Raw genomic sequence first — 20,619 nt, 5'->3', positions numbered from 1 at the left:
GGAAAGCAGGTCAATTGAGAAGAAATTCAGGGTTCTTCAGCAAGGTTTAAAAGAGGGAGGTGGGAAGGGGGTACTGTGGAGGTATTAAATAAGTCAATGATAAAGGGGGATAATGTATGAGGATTAAGGGTATGGTTGTTTTAGCCATGATGGTCTCTCTCGTTCTCTCTCTGGGCGGGTGTTCAGCGGGAGAAAAAGCGTATCCCAACAAACCGATTGAATTTGTAGTCCCGTCAAGTGCCGGTGGATCCGGCGATGCTTTTATTCGCACGGTGGCTGATATCCTGACCAAGGAAAAGCTGATTAATGTGCCTACTACTGTTGTGAACAAACCCGGCGGTTCCGGCGCCATTGCCTTCAAGTATTCTGCGGAAAAAATAGGTGATCCCTATGTGATCCAGAGTACGCCGTCCACATTTATCGTGGCACCCATATTAAGTAAAGATTGTCCCAACTATACCCAGTTTACACCCATCGCCATGCTGGCTACGGAACCCCAGTGCATTATTGTGAAGGCAGATTCGCCTTATCAGACGCTGGAGAGTCTGGTCGAAGGCAGTAAAAGCAAGAGCGGGGGACTTACCTGGTCCTTTTCTTCGGTGGGAAGTTATGACCATTTAATGGCGCTGCAATTTGCCCGTATGACCGGGGCCAAGGTTGTCTTGGTGCCGCAGCCTTCAGACAACGAATCCATCGTCGCCGTCCTGGGCGGCCACGCCGATGTGGCAAGTATGTCCATGCGTTCCGCCCTGGGACAGGTCGAAGCGGGTAAAGTTAAGATGATTGGCGTAGCCTGTTTGGAACGGGCGAAAAAAGTTCCGGATGTCCCGACTTTAAAAGAGCTGGGCTATGATATCGTCATGGGCATTCCCAGAGCGGTATGCGCGCCGAAAGATATTCCCGAGAATGCCCGGGACGTGCTGATCGATGCATTTAAAAAGCTGGCCGCCACCGAACGCTGGCAGAAATACGTGGATGACGAGTGTTTGGTTCCCGAAGAACACTATGGAGATGATTATACCAACTTTCTCAAGGTGGAAACAGAAAAGGTGGAGCCTCTGCTGAGAGATGCAGGACTGGTGCAGTAGATCCCATGCAGCGGTGGGGGGAGGAGAGCCCTCCCCTCAGCCATGAAATTTTATTACAGGTGAAACTGGGAGGGGAGTCATTATGGCTAAAAGAGACGTAATCGCCGGACTTTCGCTGCTTTTGTTCGGAATCTTTACCGGATGCATGTCGCTTACCTATCAATATCGTGCCGAATATGGTCCAGGCCCGGGTTTTTTGCCTTTCTGGCTTTCGATAGCATTAATCGTATTATCCTTTGCTTTACTTATCCCTGCTCTTAGGTCCTATCGCAAAGGCAGCCCGGAGGTTGACAAAGAGCATGTGATGTTTACAAATCCCAAAATAGTTTTTAGCTGCCTAGGCGTGATTGTGCTGGTGGCAATTCTGCTGGAAAAGCTCGGTTTCGTCATCACCGTGGCTTTGGCGGTAACATTTTTTGTGAAAGTGGTCGATCGGGAGCACCCCTGGAAAAAGTCCCTCCTGATTGGGGTGGTTTCCACGGTGCTCATTTATACGGTCTTTAAATTTGGGTTGGGCATCATCCTGCCCCAGGGGGTGCTGCCGCTATGACGCTGTTCAGTAACTTGATAATGGGCTTTGGGCAAGCACTCATCCCTATCGTCCTCTTGTATACCTTGATCGGTACCGTAGTAGGGACTGCGATTGGTGTCTTGCCCGGGCTAGGTCCGGCAGGAACCCTGGGTATCCTGCTTCCCATTACCTTTGGCCTGGATCCCCTGTGCGCCATGGCCATGCTCTGCGGTATTTATTATGGGGCCCAGTATGGCGGTTCCATCACCTCCATTTTGCTGAATATGCCGGGAGAGTCGGCTTCCGTCGTCACCTGTCTGGATGGTCATGAAATGGCGAAACAAGGGCGGGGCGGCGTCGCCTTGGGGATGTCGGCCATTGGGTCCTTCATCGCGGGCACCATCGGCACCTTATTATTATATCTGATCGGAGCGCCCATCGCGGAAGTGGCCTTAGCCTTTGGTCCGGCGGAGTACACGGTTTTAATGCTCCTCGGGCTGACGATGGCTACCAGCCTGGGCGGAAATCAACTCAGGTCCGTCATCACGTGTATGCTGGGGATATTATTTGCCACCATAGGAACGGACAGTCTCACCGGTGTGAACCGTTTTACCTTCGGTGTGACCTCTTTGGAGCAAGGTATCGAACTGGTCCCGATCCTGATGGGCCTTTTTGCCATGAGTGAAATCTTGGGGGATATGGAGAAAGGGATGGTGAGCAACCCGGATGTTTTGGGGGTAAGTACCCGCTTGCGGGACGTTCTGCCTACGAAAACAGACATGAAAGAATCCATGGGCGCAATGACACGGGGCAGCTTTGGGGGCTTTTTTCTCAGCATCTTGCCCGGAATAGGCGCTGCTGCGTCCTCCTTTATCTCCTACGCAGTTGAGCGGCGCATTTCTAAAAACCCGGAAAAGTTTGGCCATGGGGCCATTCAGGGTGTAGCCGGGCCTGAATCTACCAACAATTCCGCGTCCTGTGGAGCAATGGTGCCCCTTTTGACCCTTGGGGTTCCCGGCACCGCAACCGCAGCAATCCTTGCCGGAGGGTTAATGATGTACGGGCTGACTCCCGGTCCTTTGCTTTTCCGGGATCATGCCCAATTCGTCTACGGCTTAATCGCCACCATGTTTATCGGCAATATTATGCTGGTTATTCTCAACCTGCCCCTGATTAGTGTTTGGATCAGGATGTTGAAAGTACCGTTGCATATCCTCTACCCTGTGGTAATGGCTTTCATCATTGTCGGAGGATACTGTGCCGCCTTTAATACCAATGACTTGATCGTTTTAGCGGTATTCGCTCTCCTGGGTTATATTGCGCATAAGAACCGATTTCCTGTAGCTCCTTTTGTGCTGGGTTACTTTTTGGGACCGATGTTTGAAGGCAATCTTAGGCGCGCCCTCATTGTGGGACGGGGTGATTTACTTATTTTTGTGGAACGTCCCATTTCTGCGGCTTTGGTAGTGCTCATTTTTATTGTATTACTGGGTCCGAGCGTGTCATGGCTGATCAAAAGCTGGCTCAAGGCCAGAAAATCCGAAGATGACAATAAGATTACAATTTAAAATTTGATACATTTATTTTGAGAAGCAGATTCCAAAGAACTCTGTTGATCTTGCCGGTGGTTCTGTGGGCGCTAAGAAAACTCAATGATAATAGGAGGAGAATGTCATGAGGCTTAAGCGTATCATTCTTTTGACGATGATGGTCTTTCTGATTCTCTCTTTGGTTGGGTGTTCGGCGGGAGATAAAGCGTATCCTAACAGACCGATTGAATTTGTCTGCCAGACAAACGCTGGTGGATCCAGCGACGCTTTTCTACGCACGGTAGCCGATATGCTGACCAAGGAAAAGCTGATAAATGTACCGATTACTGTTTCCAACAAACCGGGCGGGGGCGGCGCCGTTGCTTACAAGTACGTCGCCGACAAAAAAGGAGACCCTTATGTGGTGCTCAGTGCGACGTCCACATTTATCACGACGCCCTTACAAAGTAAAGACTGCCCCAACTATACCCAGTTTGCCCCCATCTGCATGCTGGCTTGCGACCCCAGCTGTATTATTGTGAAAACCGATTCGCCCTATCAAACCCTTGCAGATCTGATTGCAGATAGTAAGAACAGGGAAGAGGGAATCACCTGGGCTTTGGCTTCGGTGGGAAGCTCGGACCATGTTATGGGGATTCAATTTGCCCGTATGATCGGGGGGAAGATTGTCTTCGTACCGCAGACCTCGGATGGCGAGACGATAGTCGCTGTCCTGGGCGGCCACGCAGATGTGGGAAGTATGTCCATGCGTTCTGCCCTGGGCCAGGTGGAAGCGGGTAGAATGAGGATCCTTGCCATTTCCAGTGTGGAACGTGCCAAGAAGCTCCCTGATGTACCTACCTTAAAGGAAATAGGATACAACCTGGTATCCGGTATTCCCCGGGGGGTAGTCGCTCCTAAAGACATCCCGGAGGATGCCAGAGAGGTACTGATTGAGGCATTTAAAAAACTGCTGGCGACCGAGCGCTGGAAAAAGTATGTCTATGACGAATGTTTGGTTTCCGAAGAATACTTTGGAGATGACTTTACAAGCTATCTCAAGAGGGAATCGGAAATGTATGAGCCTCTGCTGAGAGAAATAGGATTTATTAAGTAGAAACAGTGCAGCGGTGGAGAATTTGCCATTAAGGCTCTCTTCTTTTCACGATTTTCCCCCAAGAATGCTACCTTTTGAGCGCTGAGACCAAATCTATTTTCACCACAATGTTTTTAATATAGAGGAAAATATGGAATGTTGTGGAATATATGAATCACCAAAAAACAAAGGGGGAGAACTATCGTGCTCAAGCATTGGAAAGTATGGGTAGGTGCGTTGGTATTATGCCTGGTATTTGTCAGCGGGGTTATGGCGGCTTCGGGAATAAAACTAATTGTCAACGGGAAGACGGCCCAGGGGGTAGATATTAGAATTATCAACGGTACTACCTATTTGCCTCTTAAGGCTGTGGGCGATCTCTTGGGGGTATCGGTGGCGTGGGATGGGAAGACAAAAACTGTTACAGTGGGATCAGGAGGCAGCGGCACAACGGCTCCACCGGCAGCAGCGAAAAATGAATACACCGTTAAGGACAGTACAGGGAAGGCGCTGTATAGTTTTAAAATTAACAAGATCACGACTACAGAAGAAAGAAATCAATTTTCCGACAAAAATCCGGCCCAAGTTATTATTATTGATTACACATACACCAATATTGCCAATCCCGAAGACCTGTTCCTGGGGGACATCTATTTTAAAGTAATCGATGCTACCGGAGTAGTGGGATATACTTATCCTAATTCACCAACAAACTATGCGCAAACGATACCGGCAGGGGCAACGTGTAACGCGCAGATGATATTTGGCATTGATCATGCGAGTAAAAGCGTAAAAGTCAACTTTTATCAGGATCTCTTCGGCAGCGTGACGAAATCATTTACCGTACCCGTTGAATGAAATGGGCTCGATGGAACGGCAAGGGTTTTTAAAACTCCTGCCGCTTGGGTGATACCTGTGGAAAGTGTATGTGCAACGTGCCTTGTTCTTTGGGAAACCCGGTGAGAAAACTCAGGGAAAAGCAATTCAAAAGCTGAAAGGTATAAAAAGTTATCATGCAATTGAGTCTGGGGGGAGATTTTCTTTCTAGTCCCTTTAGCTGGGCATTTATTAAGTGCTCAGCTATTTTTTTGGAGGCGAAAGGATTATTTAAGAGCCTGTGGAATAAAATGGGCAAAAGAAAAATTGCTTGGGCAGGTGGAGATGATCATTTGGGTAAGACCTGCGGTAAACCATGCATGCATTCTCGTTCAAAGTCGGCACAGGATGGTGCTGAATGGGGGCATCCGTCGGCGAGTGGGGAAAACGAAGCGGAACCACTTGAAGAAGAACCGGAGCCTGGAGAGACTATTCCTCAAAATCGGCAAAGAAAATTTACAAAGAAATCCCTTGCCCTTATTGCGGGAATTGTTTTGCTAACTCTCTTCTATTTAGTAGGGTCGGTGGGCCTAAAATTGTGTCTCGGTCTTTTCATCATTTCATTTGGTCTGATCAATATCATGAAACCGTTAAGTTTTTTGGGACTTGTCAGGCGTCTTGACGGTGTTATTATATTTTATATAGGTGCTGCCCTGTTTATCTATAGTTCTTTATCGTTTGCCGATGGGACCATGACCCCGGAGTTCTCTTTTCGGGCCAACCCGGACAAAGGTGATCCGGCATTAACGCCTACGGAGAACCAAACCGTGAACTTCTTGACTTATCAAAACATGAAATATCACCTGGAAATTGATTACCCTGGCGACTGGGAAGTTAAGACGGATATTCCCCATGTATTAGTAGCTTTTGTCGGCCCAATTGCCGCTCACACCAGGGCCATTCATGAAAGTGTCAATATTGTCGTAGGAGAACTCCCGCCTGAAATATCTTTAGAAGAATTAAAAGAAAGGGAAATGAAGGGACTGAAAAGTACCATCACGGAGGCAAATATTCTTCAGGTTGAGGACGAGAAGGTGGACGGAAATCCCGGATTTAAATTGATCTGTACCGGGAAGCAAGGAAATTTTCAGCTTCAATGGCTGATGATTTTTACTATAAAGGATGACAGAGAATATATCATCACATACTGTGCCGAACAACCTTACTTTAATCATCGTTTATCTGTAGCAAACAAAATGATCGATTCTTGCCGGTTTCAGGGGGATATTTAAGGAAAAGGCCAAATCGCCAAGCCCCTTAAGCGGAATGGCAAAGAGGGGTGCGCGCATAAGGAATCATGGAAGGAAAAAAACTGGGGGAGAGATATGGGATGAATAAAGATCACTTAATCAATGAGCTGTTGAAATTTAAAGAAAAGGCCGGCTGCCATGTGGCATCTGAGGAAGCCCAATTGATTTGGCAAAAACTTTATCCGAAAATCCCTGAGCCATTTAAATTCACCATCAGAATAGAATGGGGTCATGTGCAAATGGGGCATGGATACAAGACGGATTATACGGCGTTAGATGAGGAAATTAACAAGTGTATTCAGCACTTAAAAAATATTTAGAAGAAAGGCCTGTCCTCCCAGGGCTGATTCATAAAAGCTGTTCATGGAGGTGCAGGCTCATGGTAAATTAGCCTCATCCTGTCCTTGGTAAATAATTAATAGATAAGAATCTTTTGGGGGCAAGAACATTTCATGATTAAATTGTCAGCATTGTTTTTGGCATCAAAATTGATTCTTTTTTATTTTTCTACAGAAAAATAGCGATTTTTCTGTCTATTCTTTCATTATTACTTGGCACAGGCGGTGAATCCATTTGCCGGGTGATATTACTTTGATGTTCGATCTCAAAGAAGCAAATAAAAGTCAAAATTTATTAAGGGGGAGCGAAAAATGGCTCAATCAATCCATGTCAAAGCATTAATGACTCAGGAGATAGAGTTTCTGAAGGAAAAAATTGAATGGTTACTGGTCAACAAAGGCATTAGAGTGGATCATGAAGAAGTACTGGGAATCTTAAAAAAATCTGGAGCAGAGGTCTCCGGTCCCAAGGCCAAGTTTTCTAAAAAATTAATTGAGGAGGCCTTAAAACAGGTTCCCCGAGAGTTTACCTTAGCAGCAATTGACCCAAAAAATGATTTGTTTTTTCCTCATCCCCAGGGATTGTTCTATACCCGGACCAACACGGGAGCCATGTACTATCTTTCGGAAGAGGGTGATTATCACCATATTACTTTAGACCAAGTGGCGGAATGGACACGGCTTGTGGACAAGCTGGAAAATATTGACCACTGGTCTTTACCCTCTGCCAACCCCATTGATTTTCCGGCAGAAACCATAGACATTCATACCTTCCACACGATTTTGCACAATACCGGAAAGCATGGGTGGCTGCAGCCATATGAAGGGGAAAATGTGAAATATTTGATCGAAATGGCGGCAGCTGTCGTAGGCGGAAAAGAAAACCTGAAAAAGAGACCCATTGTCAGCCTAATCTGCTGTTCCATTCCCCCTTTAACCTTTGCCCGCATGGACGCCAATATCATTTTGGAAGGCTGCAAAGCGGGCTTGCCTCTGCAACCCTGTTCCCTTCCTACGGCGGGGGCAAATGCCCCGATTACGCCGGGAGGAATTGCTGTGTTAGCATGTGCAGAAGTATTGGCGATGATTATCATGGCCCAGCTCATTGCTCCGGGAACACCGTGTATTGCCACACCTCTTTTATTTGAAATGGATATGGTGAACACCAATACGACTCAGTCAGCTATGTCTACCACCATGGGACGGATGATATCCATGCAGTTGTTCGAAGAAGGTTATGGGATTCCCGCCCATACCTATGCCACTGGAACAGACAGTTGTGTCCCCGATACCCAATCCGGCATTGAACAGGCATCCCTGGCCTTGTTGGTGGGCTTGTCTGGGGCCTCAATTCTGGGAGGAGCCGGTCAGATAGAAACAGCAAAAACCTTGAATCCGCAACAGTTAATTATCGATAACGAGATCTTTGGCATGGTGAAGCAATTAAAGACAGGCTTGGTAGTGGATGAAGAGCACATTGGCTGGCAGGAATTAATGGATCTGCAGGGTAACGAAGGATTTATTACTAAGGATCATACTTTCCGGCATTTCCGGGACGGGTATCGGGCCAAATTATTCTCCCGTGATTCCAAGACCTCGTGGGCAGAAAAAGGCTCGAAAGACTTAGTTACCCGGGCCAAAGAATATTATCTGACGATTAAAGATAAAGGACAGCCTGCCTACCTGCCTGATGATGTACGGAAAGAACTGGATACTATTGTGAAACGGGCTGACCAACAGCTGGGAAAAAGGAGGCCGACAAGTCGGTGATACGAAGGATCTTTAAAAACGCTTTGTGATGGCACGACGAATACATTAAGGGGGTTAAAAAATGGCCAAAAAAACTGAAGCCTATAAGAAAACGGAAAAATGGTGGTTAGGTCTCATGATCTTGTTCTATGCTCTGTATAATTTACCGGGAGTCCCGCCCTATGGTACTCCTCATGGAACGATCATTCACGCGGTGTTTACCGTACTCCCACTCTGGATTATTTCCTATGTGGGGATGATCATGGTGCACCGTCAAAGAAGATTAAAGGAGAATGTCAATGCTTTAGAAAAGGACCCCATGGATGAAGAGGGAAAGGAGGGGTCTAAATGCTCTCTGTAGGCACAACCTGGCTGCTTTTTATCGTATATATGTTTCTCCTGGTTGTATTTGGCATCTATATGTGGTGGAGAGATCGAAACATTGGGGCCCGGAACTTTTATACGGCGGGAAACCAGATTAACTGGTTTGTGCTGTGCATGACGTATATTGCCGCCCTCATGAGCACCTGGGTGTTCTTTGCGGGACCGGGAGGCTACTACCGGGGAGGATTTGGATACTGGATGTCGGAGTTAAGCTATATGCCTTTATTCCCGGTTTTGACTTATTTTGTCATGAATAAGGTATGGTTGCTCAACACCCAAAGACATTACACCACACCGGCAGACATTTATGATGATCGCTTCCGCAGTCCTTTATTGAGACTGATTTTGGCAATTATATTTTTTTGTGTATCATTACCTTATGCCGCTGCCATCTATAATGCCTGTGGGATCGCGGCCCATGTGGCCAGCGGAGGCAAAGTCTCCCAATCGGCCGTAGTATTGTTCGTAGGACTGACTGCTTTACTGTTTGTTCCCTTTGGGGGCGTGAAATCCGTGGCTTGGGCGGCAACGGTTCAGGGCTGGATTTTTATGGGTGCTCTGTGGCTAATTGGCCTCAGCGCATTGTACTACGGATACGAGGGATCACTTTCCGCTGCCTTTGCCAATGTTTGGCAGAACTCAAATTCCTGGTTTTCCTATCCCGGACCGGAAAAATGGGTTCCCTATTCCGCCCGGTTTGGCTATCCCATCGCCTGTGCCATTGGGTGGACCATTATGCTGCCCGATGTTTTCATCCGGGCCGGATATTTTGGGAAAGATATGGCCGCCCAAAGAAAATTGATGATGTTTCAGCCAGTATTACAATTTATCGTCTGGACCGGCACCTGCTTTATCGGTTTTATAGCGATTGCTCTGGTACCCGGATTAAGCGGAAGCGATACGGAGCTTGTGATACCTTATCTGATTGAAAAAGTTATTGCTGTCCATGGGTTAGGTTTTGCGGCCCTTTTAATGGGAATCTTTGTTTGGGGTGTTTTGGCTAAAGGATTGTCTGCCGCTACTTCCCATCTTTTGGTAGCCGGGTCTATTATCTCCGAAGATATTCTCAACCAGTTATTGAAATTAAATGTCTCCCCGAAAGTTCATGTACTCCTTGCCAGACTGGCAGTGTTTACCTTAGGGGTAGCGGCTATGTGGCTGGCCATGAATCCGCCCCCTTTAATCTGGACTTTGATTATGTTTGCCATTGCCCTGGTGATGCCCATCTTTCCTGTTTTGGTGGCTGCCTTGTATTGGAGAAGAGCTACGAAACCGGCGGCGATTATTGCCTCTGTGGCAGGAACCATTGGGGTTCTTTTAACTTATGAGTATGGTTATGGGGATGCCTGGTACGGGGTATTTGGCATGGCTATTTCAGCGATTCTAATGATTGTGGTCAGCCTGATCACCAAAGAAACAGACAAGGAAGTTCTGGATGAGTTTTATGGGGCTTTGGAAAAGGCAGAATCAGCATATTATGCGGAGTAGTGTTGTGGATAAGGAGAAAATTCTTGTTTGTGAAGGGAGCGACCCCTAAGCTTTTTGCTTAGGGGTCGCTCCTATTTCCGGCCGGTAAGAGTTCTGTAAGGTCCCTAGACTACTCTTTTACACTATAATTCAATCTTTTTACTGCCTTTTACCTCTAACACGGAATCAAGACATTTCTTTACCTTTTCAATCTCAATGTCGCCGCAAATCAGTACAACAATGCTGTCTTCAATCTTGATGCAGCAATTGCATTCCTTTTTCTTGTCGTCATCTTTACCTTTATCAATAAATCGCTCATTTTCATATGGCATTTAGATTTCCCCCTTTCCCATGGGTATCGGGACAACTTGTCCTGAATTATATTATGATTGGCAAGTATGTTTGGTGACACTTTTATCATAAAATTATGCAGCATCGTCCTCTTTACCCTGAGGCGGTTTTATTGTGATCATTACTAAATCAGTGGATCATTGTCACCTGCAATGCTAAATTACATGGCCGATTTCCATTTGGGTTTATCATCTGCTTGGCAAAGTAACCGATTTCGGTTATTTACATATGATATATTAACAGGCCCTTTGGGCCGGTGGCATTGTGTTAAATCAAAGACTTATGTCAAGCTGCCAAATCAAGCTGCCAAAAACAGTTAAGTAAAAATCGAGGGATCGGTATGAAAATATTTGTTACAGGAGGAAAGGGTGTTGTAGGTACCCGACTGGTAAAAGAGCTGATCTCCAGGGGCTATGACGTTTGGACCTGCGATCTGATACATAGCTCTGAAGAGAGGCATTACCGCTGTGATATCAGAAACTACCGGCAGTTGCTGGAGATATTTGAAAAGAACAAGTTTGATTACGTATACCACCTGGCGGCAGAATTTGGCAGGTGGAACGGTGAGCATTATTATGAGGACCTTTGGACCACCAATGCGGTGGGGACCAAGAATATGATCCGGCTCCAGGAAAAGCTGGGCTTTCGCATGATCTTTACAAGCAGCTCAGAGGTCTACGGAGATTACGAAGAGGCGATGTCTGAAGCAGTGCTGGACAAGTTGGAAATCAGGCAAAAAAATGATTATGCCGTCAGCAAATGGGTCAACGAATTGCAGATCCTGAATTCCCGTGAAATGTCCGGCACGGAAACCCTGCGCATCAGAATTTTCAATACCTATGGACCCGGAGAATATTATACGCCTTATCGAAGCGCCATCTGTGTTTTTATCTATCATGCCTTACATCACCGGCCTTATACGGTATACCTGAACCATACCAGGACATCCGTTTATATTGATGATTGTGTGTCGGGTATGGCCAATGCCGTCGATCATTTTCAGGCCGGTGAAGTATACAATATTGGGGGCGTGGAAGAGCATGACATGAAAACCGTATCCGATATGATTCTCAAATGCCTGGACATGGACGACCGCAACGTGAACTATGTCCAGCAAGAGAGTTTTACGACAAAGTATAAAAAGTGCGACATTTCCAAAGCCGTAAGGGATCTGAATTATCGCCCCAAAGTGGCACTGGCGGAAGGTATCCCAAAAACCGTTGCCTGGATGAAAGAGCTATATTCGATGAAATAAATTCGAGGTGCATGCAATGGAAGAGCAAGTAATGACAGAATACCCTGAGGAATATCATGATATTCTTTATCTTTTTAATTCTTTCTCCCAATATCAAGGGCTTAAAACAGCCATGGAAAAACCGAAAGTGAAAAAATCTTTTCAAATTAAAAATCTATTTGCCCGGCCCCGTCAAAAGGTGGTAGTGATTTATCCCCCTACCATTGATTGGCACTGGATGAAACAAAGGCCCCAGCAATTGATGGAGCAGTTTGCCCTGCACGGGTACGAGGTATATTACTGCAACATGACCCAATGCGCAGATCGGGCGCCGGAGCAGGTGCAGCAAAATTTGACTGTGGTGCATGATCATAAAAAATTTCTCAGGGAAATCGTTCCTGTGATCAAAAGTGAGGGAAAAAAGATCCTGGTCTGGACCTCCTGGTCCAAATTAGCCCTCCTGGTCGATCAATATTTTCCTGATTTTGTCATCTATGATTATCTGGATGATTTTCCCTCCTGGGCGCCTTATCTGAGCAAAATGGTGCACCGGGCGGACCTGGTGGTTAGCACGGCAGGGAAATTGAAAAATCATATTGTTCAGGATTTTCCCGGCAAGGCCTGTTACTTGATTCCCAATGGATGCGATATCAAGCACTTCCAGCGGTACAGGCATACCCCTCCCCCGGACAAGCCGGCAGAATTCCGCGGCCATGCCGGCCCCATTATCGGCTATATTGGGGCATGGGCACCCTGGGTGGACAAAGACCTGGTCGAGCAAATTGCCTATACTTTTCCCAGGGCCCTGGTTGCTATCGTCGGGGCGGAATTTATGGAAACTCCCATTCAATCCGTAGTCAATGTGGTTCATGCCGGTCTCAAGCCCTATGAGTTTCTGCCCCAATATGCTTATTATTGTGATGTTTGTCTGATTCCTTTCAGGATCAATCAGGTCACAATATCGACAAATCCCATTAAAATGTATGAGTACCTTGCCGCCGGCAAACCTGTGGTAGCAACCGACCTGCCTGAAGTGAGGAATGTTCCTCATGTTTATGTGAGCAAACATGATCGGGAATTTATTTCCCATCTTGACGGCATCTTGTCCCATCCTTTTCACTTTGATCAGGATGCGGTAAATCAATGGCTTTCCGCCCATACCTGGGAGAGACGCTTTCAGGATATTGACGGCATCTTAAAGAAAGAGTTCGCGATCTGAGAACGGGGGGTGATGATCATAAATATCTGTTCTTGCGGTTACTTTGGCATGGGGAATTTTGGCGACGAACTGTTTTTAAAGACATTTAAGCAAATTTTTTCCGAGGATCAGGTCTTTTATTACAGTGCCTATCTGGATTTAAGCAAAATTGATGCCGTGATCATCGGCGGCGGCGATTTGATTATTCCTTACCGCATCTATGAATACTATTTTCCGGCGCCTTTAAAGGACCATCCGATTTGGATATACGGCGTGGGCGTAATCGACTGGTATCCGGAAGAAACCTGGCCGGTTGAGGAGATCGCCAGAAACAGGGACTACCTGTCCCGGGCCAAACAATTATCTCTGAGAGATCAGCGGTCGGCATCAATCGCGAAAAAGTATCAATTTAACGACCAGATTCGGGTGGTTCCTGATATCGCATTCGCCTACCGGGAGCCCAAATATCCTCTGGCCGGGTTTTCCCGCACGAAACCCAGCATCGGCATTTGCGTCTATGCCTACGAATCTTTTCCCATTGAGAAGATGGGGGAGGTCTTCTCAGATCTAACCAGGCAGGGATTCCACCTGGTCTTGATCCCGGTGGTTAATCAATTTGACAGCGCTTATGCCGATTCTAAGATGTGTCTTGCTGTGGGGGAGGAGATTAAAAAACGGCACCCTCAGGCTGCGGTTACGGTATTGTGGGGCCAGTACGATTTGGAGATGACCTATAATTATCTTCAATCCGTTGATTATTTGCTCACTTTTAAGATGCATCCCATTATCGCCGCCGTGCGTGGGGGTGTGCCGGTCTTGGCCTTCAGCAAAATGAACAAAGTATCCAGTCTTTTGGAAATGCTGGGTTTGGCCGAGTTTTTATGCAATCCTGATTTACCGGCAGATGAGATCAAAGCAAAAGTGAACTGGTTTTTGGGCCAGGGGAAGGAAAAAATGAACCAGGTCAAGGATTGGATTACCTCTTTAGAACAGGAGAGTATGCGCTGCCTCCTGGAATTGAAAAATGACATCCGGGCCCTGGCCAAATAAAATAACCGGCAATTTTACGGCATCTGTCCATGGTGCAGTCTGATCAGATGTGCACAGAGGAGACATCTATGCAAAAGGGTCTCCTCTGTGCCTTCTCCTCTTTATTCCCGGCCGGAGAGCATCAGGTTAAAATGATGGGCAGGCGTGTACTGAAATTTTTCCACGGTAAAACCGGCTTCTCCCAACAGGTCCAGCAGCTCGTTCTCAGGATATACGTAGACGTGGGCATCGACTATGGGCAGGCCCTTTTGGGGTTGGGGCATGTCCGCCAGCCTTTGATAATATTTGGTCACTTTTCCATAATATTTGGCATCCGGCGTACTTAAATAAAGCCTTCCCTTTGCCCCCAACAGTCCTTTTATTTTTCTCAAGGTGGGCAGAGGGTGAAAATTAAGGTGCTCCAGGATCTCGGTAAAAATAATGGTGTCAAATTTTTGATCCCAGGGAAAGGGGTCCAGTTCGATATTGTTGACACGGAACTTCAGACCGTGTTTATCCGCCAGAGGAGCACTTAAAAGGTGAGACATAAAGTCGGTACAGTAGACATCGCATTGATAAAATTCTCGGCAAAAGACGGCAAGGGTTCCGTAAGCACAGCCAATATCCAGGCAACTGCCGATTTTGCGTTCTTCCCGGTCCTGGTACAGCCATTCCAGAATGCATTCCCAATAGTTTATTTCTTCCCTCCTGTAGGGACCGCCGTAATAAGGGTTGGCAAATTTGCTTACTTCCTCCTGTACTTCATGGATGGCTTCGATCCAAGGTATCTTGTTGTCTTCGGGCATGTTGTTCAACCTTTCTTAAATAATCTTTTTGATGACCTTTAGAGCCGATAAAGCTCTATGCATATAGGTATGCTTTTTCAGAACCTCTTTCTGACCTTGTGCGGCAATTTTTTGTCTTACGGCGTCGTGTCTCAGGTAGAATTCCACTAATTCGAGGGTCTCCAGCGGTGAAGTGGACCACTCCAGGTGGATCCCTTTTTGAAAATGGCTTTCCAGAGCAGGTGAGTACTGAGAAAGGTGGAAAGCGCCGCAGCATAAGACTTCATAAGTCCTCGCCGAGAGGGTGCTGAGGGAATTTCCCACCGTCTGCAGGCCTAAGACGATCTTCGCGGCGGAATAAACCCCGGCCTCATTTCCCGGGGGCAGGACCCCACCGTAGTTTTCTCCCGGCAGGTTGTAAATGCGGTCCGCATCCTGCCACCAGAGGCCCCAAACCATGATATCGTCACCATGGGCCACAATGGGCTGCAGGATGTTGCGGATGCCGTTTAATCGATAAGCAAAATAGGAGGGGTTCCATTGGAGGTTATAGTTGTGGGCCAGTAAGACGATATCATGCCTGAACCTGTCCTCGGGGGGCACTTTCCGGAGCAGCGGGGGATAGCAGCCAAATTGCAGCAGGTGGGCATTGATCCCCTCTGCTTGGTATTTCTCAATCCATTCGCGGGCTGTGGTAAAAACCAAGTCTGCTTTTTTAGCCACAGGCAGGGAAAGTGTTCTGAAACAGTCCGGGTCATCAATGGCCCAGTGGATATGAAACAGTCCGGCATTCTTTACCACTTGGCAAAAATGCTCCATGTTGACGGTATTGATCCAATACCCGTATGAGAAGATGATGGCGGGCTTATAGAGGTTGATCATGGCAAGCAGCCTGTCCTCCAGAATCTCGCCGTCGGTGTCGCCAGGCTGAGAACTAGAATGATAAACCTCACACCCAGCCTCCCGGAAACCGGAATGAAGATGGAGGGAGGCAGCCGGATTGAAATTGAAAAACAGGATTTTATACATAGTGCTTTCTCCTTAGGCCTGTATCCTATTTATAGCATATGACGGACCGGGGACAAAGTTGCTAAAAGGCTGGATATGCGCCGTCAGGAAGTTGCAGATGGCATAGGATCAGGTAAGTGTTATGAAAAATGGGGAGGAATTCTGATGTTAAAAATGTTAACCTTTTGTGTCAGTCCCCTCTATATGAATCTATGGCGGGCGTTGGCCGGTGCAGGGCATCGTGTGACGCCTGTTGATTTGACCTCAATTCCCGGGCAGGATCATGAAGCGCATCTGATCAAAGCAGTCGATGAAGCCAAACCGGACTTGGTTCTTACCGCCGGCCACCCCGGGAGTTATGCCAATTTTGCCGTGCTGGACAGGATATGCCGGGAGAAAGGCATCTTTCATGTATACTGGGCAACCGGCGACAGGGTGTTTCACCATGCGTGCAGTATGAAAATAGCTTCTTCCTGTGACCTGATCTTCACTCCCGCGGCAGAATGCCTGGAAGATTACCGGCAGATGAAAAAACCCGCTGAGATATTGATATATGGATGTTCTCCTGAACATCATCACCCCTATTCACCCGATCCCGGATTGACCTGTGATATTGCCCTGGCTGCCGATTATGTCCATGCCTGTGGCGCAGATGGCGCCGAGAGCAGTGAAAGGTACTTTAGGCAGTATTGCCTGGAGACGCTGCTGTTTCCTTTAACGAGACACCCGTACAACTTAAGCGTATGGGGGAACGGATGGGAGGGGCGCATTCCCGACCGGTACATCCGGGGCAAAATCAGCTATGAAAAAATCCCCCGGCTTTATAGCTCTGCGAAAATCGTCCTGGGCCTGGAATGGGACCATCTTTCCGAAACCCAGACCACGGAGATACCCTTCGAGGCCTTAGCCAGCAAAGCTTTTTTGCTCACCTACCGGACCAAGGCGATTTCAAACCTGTTTATCGACCGCACCCATCTGGCCTTATCCCACTCGGCTGATGAGACAGTGCAGGTTGTAGACTATTATTTAAAGCACGAAGAGGCGAGAAACCAGGTGGCAGCAGAGGGGCAACGAGAAGTATGCGGCAAACACAATTATGGGCAGAGGGCGGGGATGCTGATTGATAAAGTGAAGGAATATATTTAAAAAACTCGTCTCAGGTATCTATCATCACCCTCTGGAGCAATATGCATGTCCCTTAAATTTTTAGGTATCTAGGAAATCTGTCACAAAATAGGCGGATAAACATAAAATAAATTAGAAGCAGTATTCATAAATTTTTCTTGAAAGGTTTGAGGCTATTGACATCTCCTTTTATCAGTTACGTTACTTTTAACCGGTTGGGCTTGACGGAGAGGAACTTGAAGGCTTTATTTCAGACAGCGGAAGATTTTGAAATGCATATAATCGACAACAACTCACAGGATGGCACCTGGGAATTTCTTCAGGAGCTATCTGATCCTCGCATCAAGTCAAAAACCAGATTTGATCTCAATTACGGCCCCATTTATGCCGTGAATTTTAATCTCATGAAAAGAAGACCGGATCAATATTTTATTACGATTGATGCGGATGTACTCATAAAAACTCCGAATTGGATCTCCTGTTTTATGGATGTTTTTAATAATTTCCCTGAGGTAGGCCTTTTAGGGGTGCAAAGGGGGACGCCGTATCCTCCTTATTATCCGCCGGTGGTTCCCCAAGTAAGAAATACTGCTTCTTATCTGCAACTGCAAAATGCATTTATCGATACGCCTTTGGATTTTGTGCCCGGGTGCTGCCAGTGTCTGAGGCCGGAGCTGATCCGGGAAATCGGTTACTGGAGCGAAGAAAATGGCTATGGGGATGCGGAGCTTTCTCCCCGGGTGGCTCATTATACTTCCTTTAAGGTCGGCTTTGTCCCTGCCATTCAAATAGACATGACGCAGCAGTTAGGCTGTGAGCTGTGCCAAGCCCAAAGATGGTGCAGAGCTCCGGGAACTTCCCACTGTTTTACCATTCGACTCAGCAGTTATAAGAATGAGGCATTTGCCAGCTCCTTCCATTGGAAATATCTTGAGACCTTTAGAGAGCTCCAAGACGGAAGAAGGACGGCTTATTGCGCGTCCCAATTGGATCCCCAATCCATGGTAGGTCATCTTTACCATCCGGATTGGGCTTCGGAAAATTTTAGCTTCTATATTATAAACGCAAACTACCGGGTTTAGAGGAATTCTTTGACGGTGTCCAGGATGGATTGGACCCGATGCAAAAGAGTATGTTTTTCGTAGACCTCTTGCTGACCCTTTGAAGAGACTTTTTCTCTTGCCCGGTCATGGGAAAGATAGAAATTTGCCAGCTCCAGTGTTTCCGCAGGCGACTTGGACCATTCCATGTGAATCCCTTTTTTAAAGTAATGTTCCAGGGCGGGGGAATACTGAGAAAGGTGAAAGGCACCGCACCCCAGGATTTCAAAAGTTCTTACCGAGGTCTGGGTGAGGGAAGTGCCTACGGTTTGCAGCCCCAGAGCAATCTTAGTGGATGAATGGACCTTGGCTTCGTTTCCTGGAGGCAGTATGCCTCCATAATTTTTGTCAGGCAATTGATACATTCTGGCCGGATCTGTCCACCACAAGCCCCAGATTTTTAAGTCAAAATCATGGTCCGCCAAAGGCCTGATGATATTGGTGATGCCGTGAAACCGGTAGGAAAAATAGGCCGGGTCATAGGAAACATTGTAGTTATGGGCAAGGAGCGTAATGTCATGGGCATATTCTTTCTGGGGTGAAATTTTTTTATGCTCACTGGGGCAGCAGCCGTGGGGCAATAAAAAAGCCGGGATACCGGATTTTTGATATACGGGAATGCATTCTGCGGCGGTGGTAAAAACCAGGTCGGATGTCAATGCCATGGGCAGAGAAATGCTTTGCAGGCAGTCCGGATCATCATAGGCCCAATAGATATGAAAAAGGCCTTTTTGTTTTAGAATATCGGTAAATTCTCTTACATTGTTTAGGGCCACCTTCCACCAGCCGAAGGAATAGACAAAATCCGGCCTGAGCTCGTCGATGGCCTTGAATAAGTGAGATTTTAGCTTCGCACAGTCACCGAGATAGTCCTGGTCTAAGTAACAAACCCTAACCGTACAGCCTGCTTCCTGAAAACCAAGGTAAATATTGTGAATGCTCAAGGGATTAAAACAGCAAATTAAAACTTTATACATAGCACTGCTCCTCGATTTTTCAAAAATTAATCATCCTTAATACCATAGTATGAAAAAAGCGCATGGATCGTAACAGATCCCACCCAGGGAAGGGTGCGGACGAAATAAAAAAGACCTGCAGGAACGGGATATTCCGGAAAAATATTTATCATGTGAACGAGAGTTACTGTGTGAAAAAACTGCATTACGTACGGAGTGACTGACATCATGAATCTATCAGCAAACAGATTGACTATTTTTGGCTTAGGATATGTGGGGTTGCCTCTGGCATTGATTTATGCCGTCAAGGGTTATCCGGTATATGGGGTGGATATCTCGGCAGAGCTGGTCCGTGACCTGAGGGCCGGAATCACCGGTCACCTGGAAAGCTATCGGGGGAGGCCGATTCGGGATGTTCTGGGGGAATGCCTGAGTTCGGGGAGTTTTATTCCTACCTCCCATCCCGATCAAGTATGGGCTGCAAGCAGCAATTTCATCGTCACGGTGGGCATGCCGGTAAAGGGTGACCGGCCTGATTTTGCCCCTCTGGAAAGAGTATGCCGGACCATTTCCCGAGGTTTAAAAAAAGGAGATACGGTGATGATCCGGAGCACGGTAGTACCGGGTACCACAGAAGAAATCGTCCTCCCCATTCTGGAAAACTCAGGCTTAAAAGGAGGGGAGGATTTTTCCCTTATCTATTGCCCGGAAAGAATCAGTGAAGGAAAAGCCTTTGATGAGTTGGAAAATATCCCTGTGCTCATCTCCGGTATTGATCAAAGAAGTATGGAGCAGGGCACAAAAATCATCAAAATGATTTCCCGTGTGGACCCGGTGCCGGTCTCCCGGATCAAGACGGCGGAAACCGCCAAGGTGGTAGAAAATATCCAGCGGGATGTCAACATCGCGCTGATGCAACAAGTTTCGGAATTCTGCGCAAAACTGGGCATCGATGTATGCGAGCTCATGAAAGGAGCCAATACCCACCCCCGGGTTCATTTATTGCAGCCCGGCCCGGGCGTTGGGGGGTATTGCATCCCCAACGCCTTGCACTACCTGGCGCCTAAAGCCTCCGAGACCGGGACGGATATTTCTTTGCTCACCCTGTCCAGGCAGATTAACCGGGAGGTACCGAAAAAAATAGCCGGCAAAATCAAGCTTTATTTCAGGGATAAGCGGCAAAGCGGCACCCCGTCAAAGCTAGCCGTCTTGGGCATTGCCATGAAGGATTACTGCAGCGATGACCGGGACAGCCCGATCGTGCACATCATTGAGGATTTGACGGGCTCTGGGATGGTGGTGTCCGCTTATGACAACTGGGTGGGGACAAATTATCCTTTTCAGGAAAAAGATCTTCACCTGTGCCTCTTGAAGGCCGACGGTTTATTGATCGGCGCCCTGCAGCGGGATGTCAACTATCAACAATTTAAACTTTTTAAATCCCTGATGCGTGAGAACCCGGTGATTTTTGATACCAAGGGCGTCATCAATAAATCGGAAGCGGAAAAATACGGTTTTGAAGTGATAGACTTATAAGCAGGGGGC

The 20,619-nt window shown here is 47.1% G+C and carries 20 protein-coding genes; 16 read left to right on the top strand and 4 right to left on the bottom strand.

The genetic code is table 11. From position 1 onward, the window contains the following. The first annotated feature begins 116 nt into the window (after positions 1 to 116). The 10 genes from DCMF_RS12060 to DCMF_RS12015 all read left to right on the top strand — a co-directional run bounded on the left by DCMF_RS12060 (position 117) and on the right by DCMF_RS12015 (position 10,309). A complete protein-coding gene (locus tag DCMF_RS12060) occupies positions 117 to 1,088 on the top strand; it encodes a Bug family tripartite tricarboxylate transporter substrate binding protein (protein WP_148134660.1) in 972 nt (323 codons plus the stop codon). Between the two features lie 82 nt (positions 1,089 to 1,170). Beyond that, the gene (locus DCMF_RS12055) at positions 1,171 to 1,638 is read left to right on the top strand and encodes a tripartite tricarboxylate transporter TctB family protein (protein ID WP_148134659.1); all 468 of its coding nucleotides are present in this window, start codon (positions 1,171 to 1,173) and stop codon (positions 1,636 to 1,638) included. Then, positions 1,635 to 3,167, top strand: a complete 1,533-nt coding sequence (locus DCMF_RS12050; RefSeq protein ID WP_148134658.1) for a tripartite tricarboxylate transporter permease — start codon at positions 1,635 to 1,637, stop codon at positions 3,165 to 3,167. The genes DCMF_RS12055 and DCMF_RS12050 overlap by 4 nt, the downstream gene beginning before the upstream one ends. Before the next feature lie 106 nt (positions 3,168 to 3,273). After that, complete coding sequence (locus DCMF_RS12045; RefSeq protein WP_148134657.1) at positions 3,274 to 4,245, top strand: Bug family tripartite tricarboxylate transporter substrate binding protein; 972 nt, start codon at positions 3,274 to 3,276, stop codon at positions 4,243 to 4,245. A 183-nt stretch (positions 4,246 to 4,428) separates the two neighbouring features. Then, complete coding sequence (locus tag DCMF_RS12040) at positions 4,429 to 5,082, top strand: stalk domain-containing protein (RefSeq protein ID WP_148134656.1); 654 nt, start codon at positions 4,429 to 4,431, stop codon at positions 5,080 to 5,082. Between the two features lie 269 nt (positions 5,083 to 5,351). After that, positions 5,352 to 6,332 (top strand): PsbP-related protein, encoded by a 981-nt coding sequence (locus DCMF_RS12035; protein WP_214659293.1) that lies wholly within the window; start codon positions 5,352 to 5,354, stop codon positions 6,330 to 6,332. A 98-nt stretch (positions 6,333 to 6,430) separates the two neighbouring features. Beyond that, positions 6,431 to 6,670, top strand: coding sequence for a hypothetical protein (locus DCMF_RS12030; protein ID WP_148134654.1), 240 nt, complete (start codon positions 6,431 to 6,433; stop codon positions 6,668 to 6,670). Positions 6,671 to 7,000: 330 nt separating this feature from the next. Further along, the gene (locus tag DCMF_RS12025; RefSeq protein WP_148134653.1) at positions 7,001 to 8,458 is read left to right on the top strand and encodes a trimethylamine methyltransferase family protein; all 1,458 of its coding nucleotides are present in this window, start codon (positions 7,001 to 7,003) and stop codon (positions 8,456 to 8,458) included. Between the two features lie 61 nt (positions 8,459 to 8,519). Next, on the top strand, positions 8,520 to 8,798 hold the full coding sequence (locus tag DCMF_RS12020; protein ID WP_214659292.1) for a hypothetical protein: 279 nt from the start codon (positions 8,520 to 8,522) through the stop codon (positions 8,796 to 8,798). Continuing rightward, on the top strand, positions 8,786 to 10,309 hold the full coding sequence (locus DCMF_RS12015) for a sodium:solute symporter family protein (RefSeq protein WP_148134652.1): 1,524 nt from the start codon (positions 8,786 to 8,788) through the stop codon (positions 10,307 to 10,309). Before DCMF_RS12020 ends, DCMF_RS12015 begins: the two co-directional genes overlap by 13 nt. A 122-nt stretch (positions 10,310 to 10,431) precedes the next feature. Here DCMF_RS12015 and DCMF_RS12010 read toward each other — a convergent pair whose 3' ends face one another. Then, positions 10,432 to 10,620, bottom strand: a complete 189-nt coding sequence (locus DCMF_RS12010) for a hypothetical protein (protein ID WP_148134651.1) — start codon at positions 10,618 to 10,620, stop codon at positions 10,432 to 10,434. A gap of 359 nt (positions 10,621 to 10,979) precedes the next feature. Between DCMF_RS12010 and DCMF_RS12005 the strand changes: the two genes are divergently transcribed. The 3 genes from DCMF_RS12005 to DCMF_RS11995 are packed head-to-tail and all read left to right on the top strand — an operon-like array spanning position 10,980 to position 14,121. Beyond that, positions 10,980 to 11,894, top strand: coding sequence for an NAD-dependent epimerase/dehydratase family protein (locus DCMF_RS12005; protein ID WP_148134650.1), 915 nt, complete (start codon positions 10,980 to 10,982; stop codon positions 11,892 to 11,894). Positions 11,895 to 11,910: 16 nt separating this feature from the next. Then, complete coding sequence (locus tag DCMF_RS12000) at positions 11,911 to 13,092, top strand: glycosyltransferase family protein (RefSeq protein ID WP_148134649.1); 1,182 nt, start codon at positions 11,911 to 11,913, stop codon at positions 13,090 to 13,092. 12 nt (positions 13,093 to 13,104) lie between these two features. After that, entirely contained in the window at positions 13,105 to 14,121 is a 1,017-nt protein-coding gene (locus DCMF_RS11995) for a polysaccharide pyruvyl transferase family protein (RefSeq protein WP_148134648.1), read from the top strand. 101 nt (positions 14,122 to 14,222) lie between these two features. Here the strand turns inward: DCMF_RS11995 and DCMF_RS11990 are convergent, their stop codons facing one another. Continuing rightward, on the bottom strand, positions 14,223 to 14,906 hold the full coding sequence (locus DCMF_RS11990) for a class I SAM-dependent methyltransferase (protein WP_148134647.1): 684 nt from the start codon (positions 14,904 to 14,906) through the stop codon (positions 14,223 to 14,225). Between the two features lie 15 nt (positions 14,907 to 14,921). Beyond that, positions 14,922 to 15,914 (bottom strand): CgeB family protein, encoded by a 993-nt coding sequence (locus DCMF_RS11985; protein WP_148134646.1) that lies wholly within the window; start codon positions 15,912 to 15,914, stop codon positions 14,922 to 14,924. Positions 15,915 to 16,058: 144 nt separating this feature from the next. Between DCMF_RS11985 and DCMF_RS11980 the strand changes: the two genes are divergently transcribed. Beyond that, positions 16,059 to 17,039, top strand: coding sequence for a CgeB family protein (locus tag DCMF_RS11980; RefSeq protein ID WP_214659291.1), 981 nt, complete (start codon positions 16,059 to 16,061; stop codon positions 17,037 to 17,039). A 137-nt stretch (positions 17,040 to 17,176) separates the two neighbouring features. Further along, positions 17,177 to 18,100 (top strand): glycosyltransferase family 2 protein, encoded by a 924-nt coding sequence (locus DCMF_RS11975; protein ID WP_418219634.1) that lies wholly within the window; start codon positions 17,177 to 17,179, stop codon positions 18,098 to 18,100. Here DCMF_RS11975 and DCMF_RS11970 read toward each other — a convergent pair. Continuing rightward, the gene (locus DCMF_RS11970; protein ID WP_148134644.1) at positions 18,097 to 19,095 is read right to left on the bottom strand and encodes a CgeB family protein; all 999 of its coding nucleotides are present in this window, start codon (positions 19,093 to 19,095) and stop codon (positions 18,097 to 18,099) included. The two genes, DCMF_RS11975 and DCMF_RS11970, sit on opposite strands and share 4 nt — an antisense overlap. A 207-nt stretch (positions 19,096 to 19,302) precedes the next feature. Here DCMF_RS11970 and DCMF_RS11965 point away from each other — a divergent pair, with 207 nt between their 5' ends. After that, positions 19,303 to 20,610, top strand: coding sequence for a nucleotide sugar dehydrogenase (locus tag DCMF_RS11965; protein ID WP_148134643.1), 1,308 nt, complete (start codon positions 19,303 to 19,305; stop codon positions 20,608 to 20,610). Positions 20,611 to 20,619 lie beyond the last annotated feature (9 nt).

Origin of the sequence: Candidatus Formimonas warabiya (assembly GCF_002777255.1) — a bacterium.
Classification (GTDB): Bacteria; Bacillota; Dehalobacteriia; order Dehalobacteriales; family Dehalobacteriaceae; genus Formimonas; species Formimonas warabiya.
Note: the sequence above shows the minus strand (reverse complement) of the source record. Positions and strands in the feature narration are given on the sequence as shown.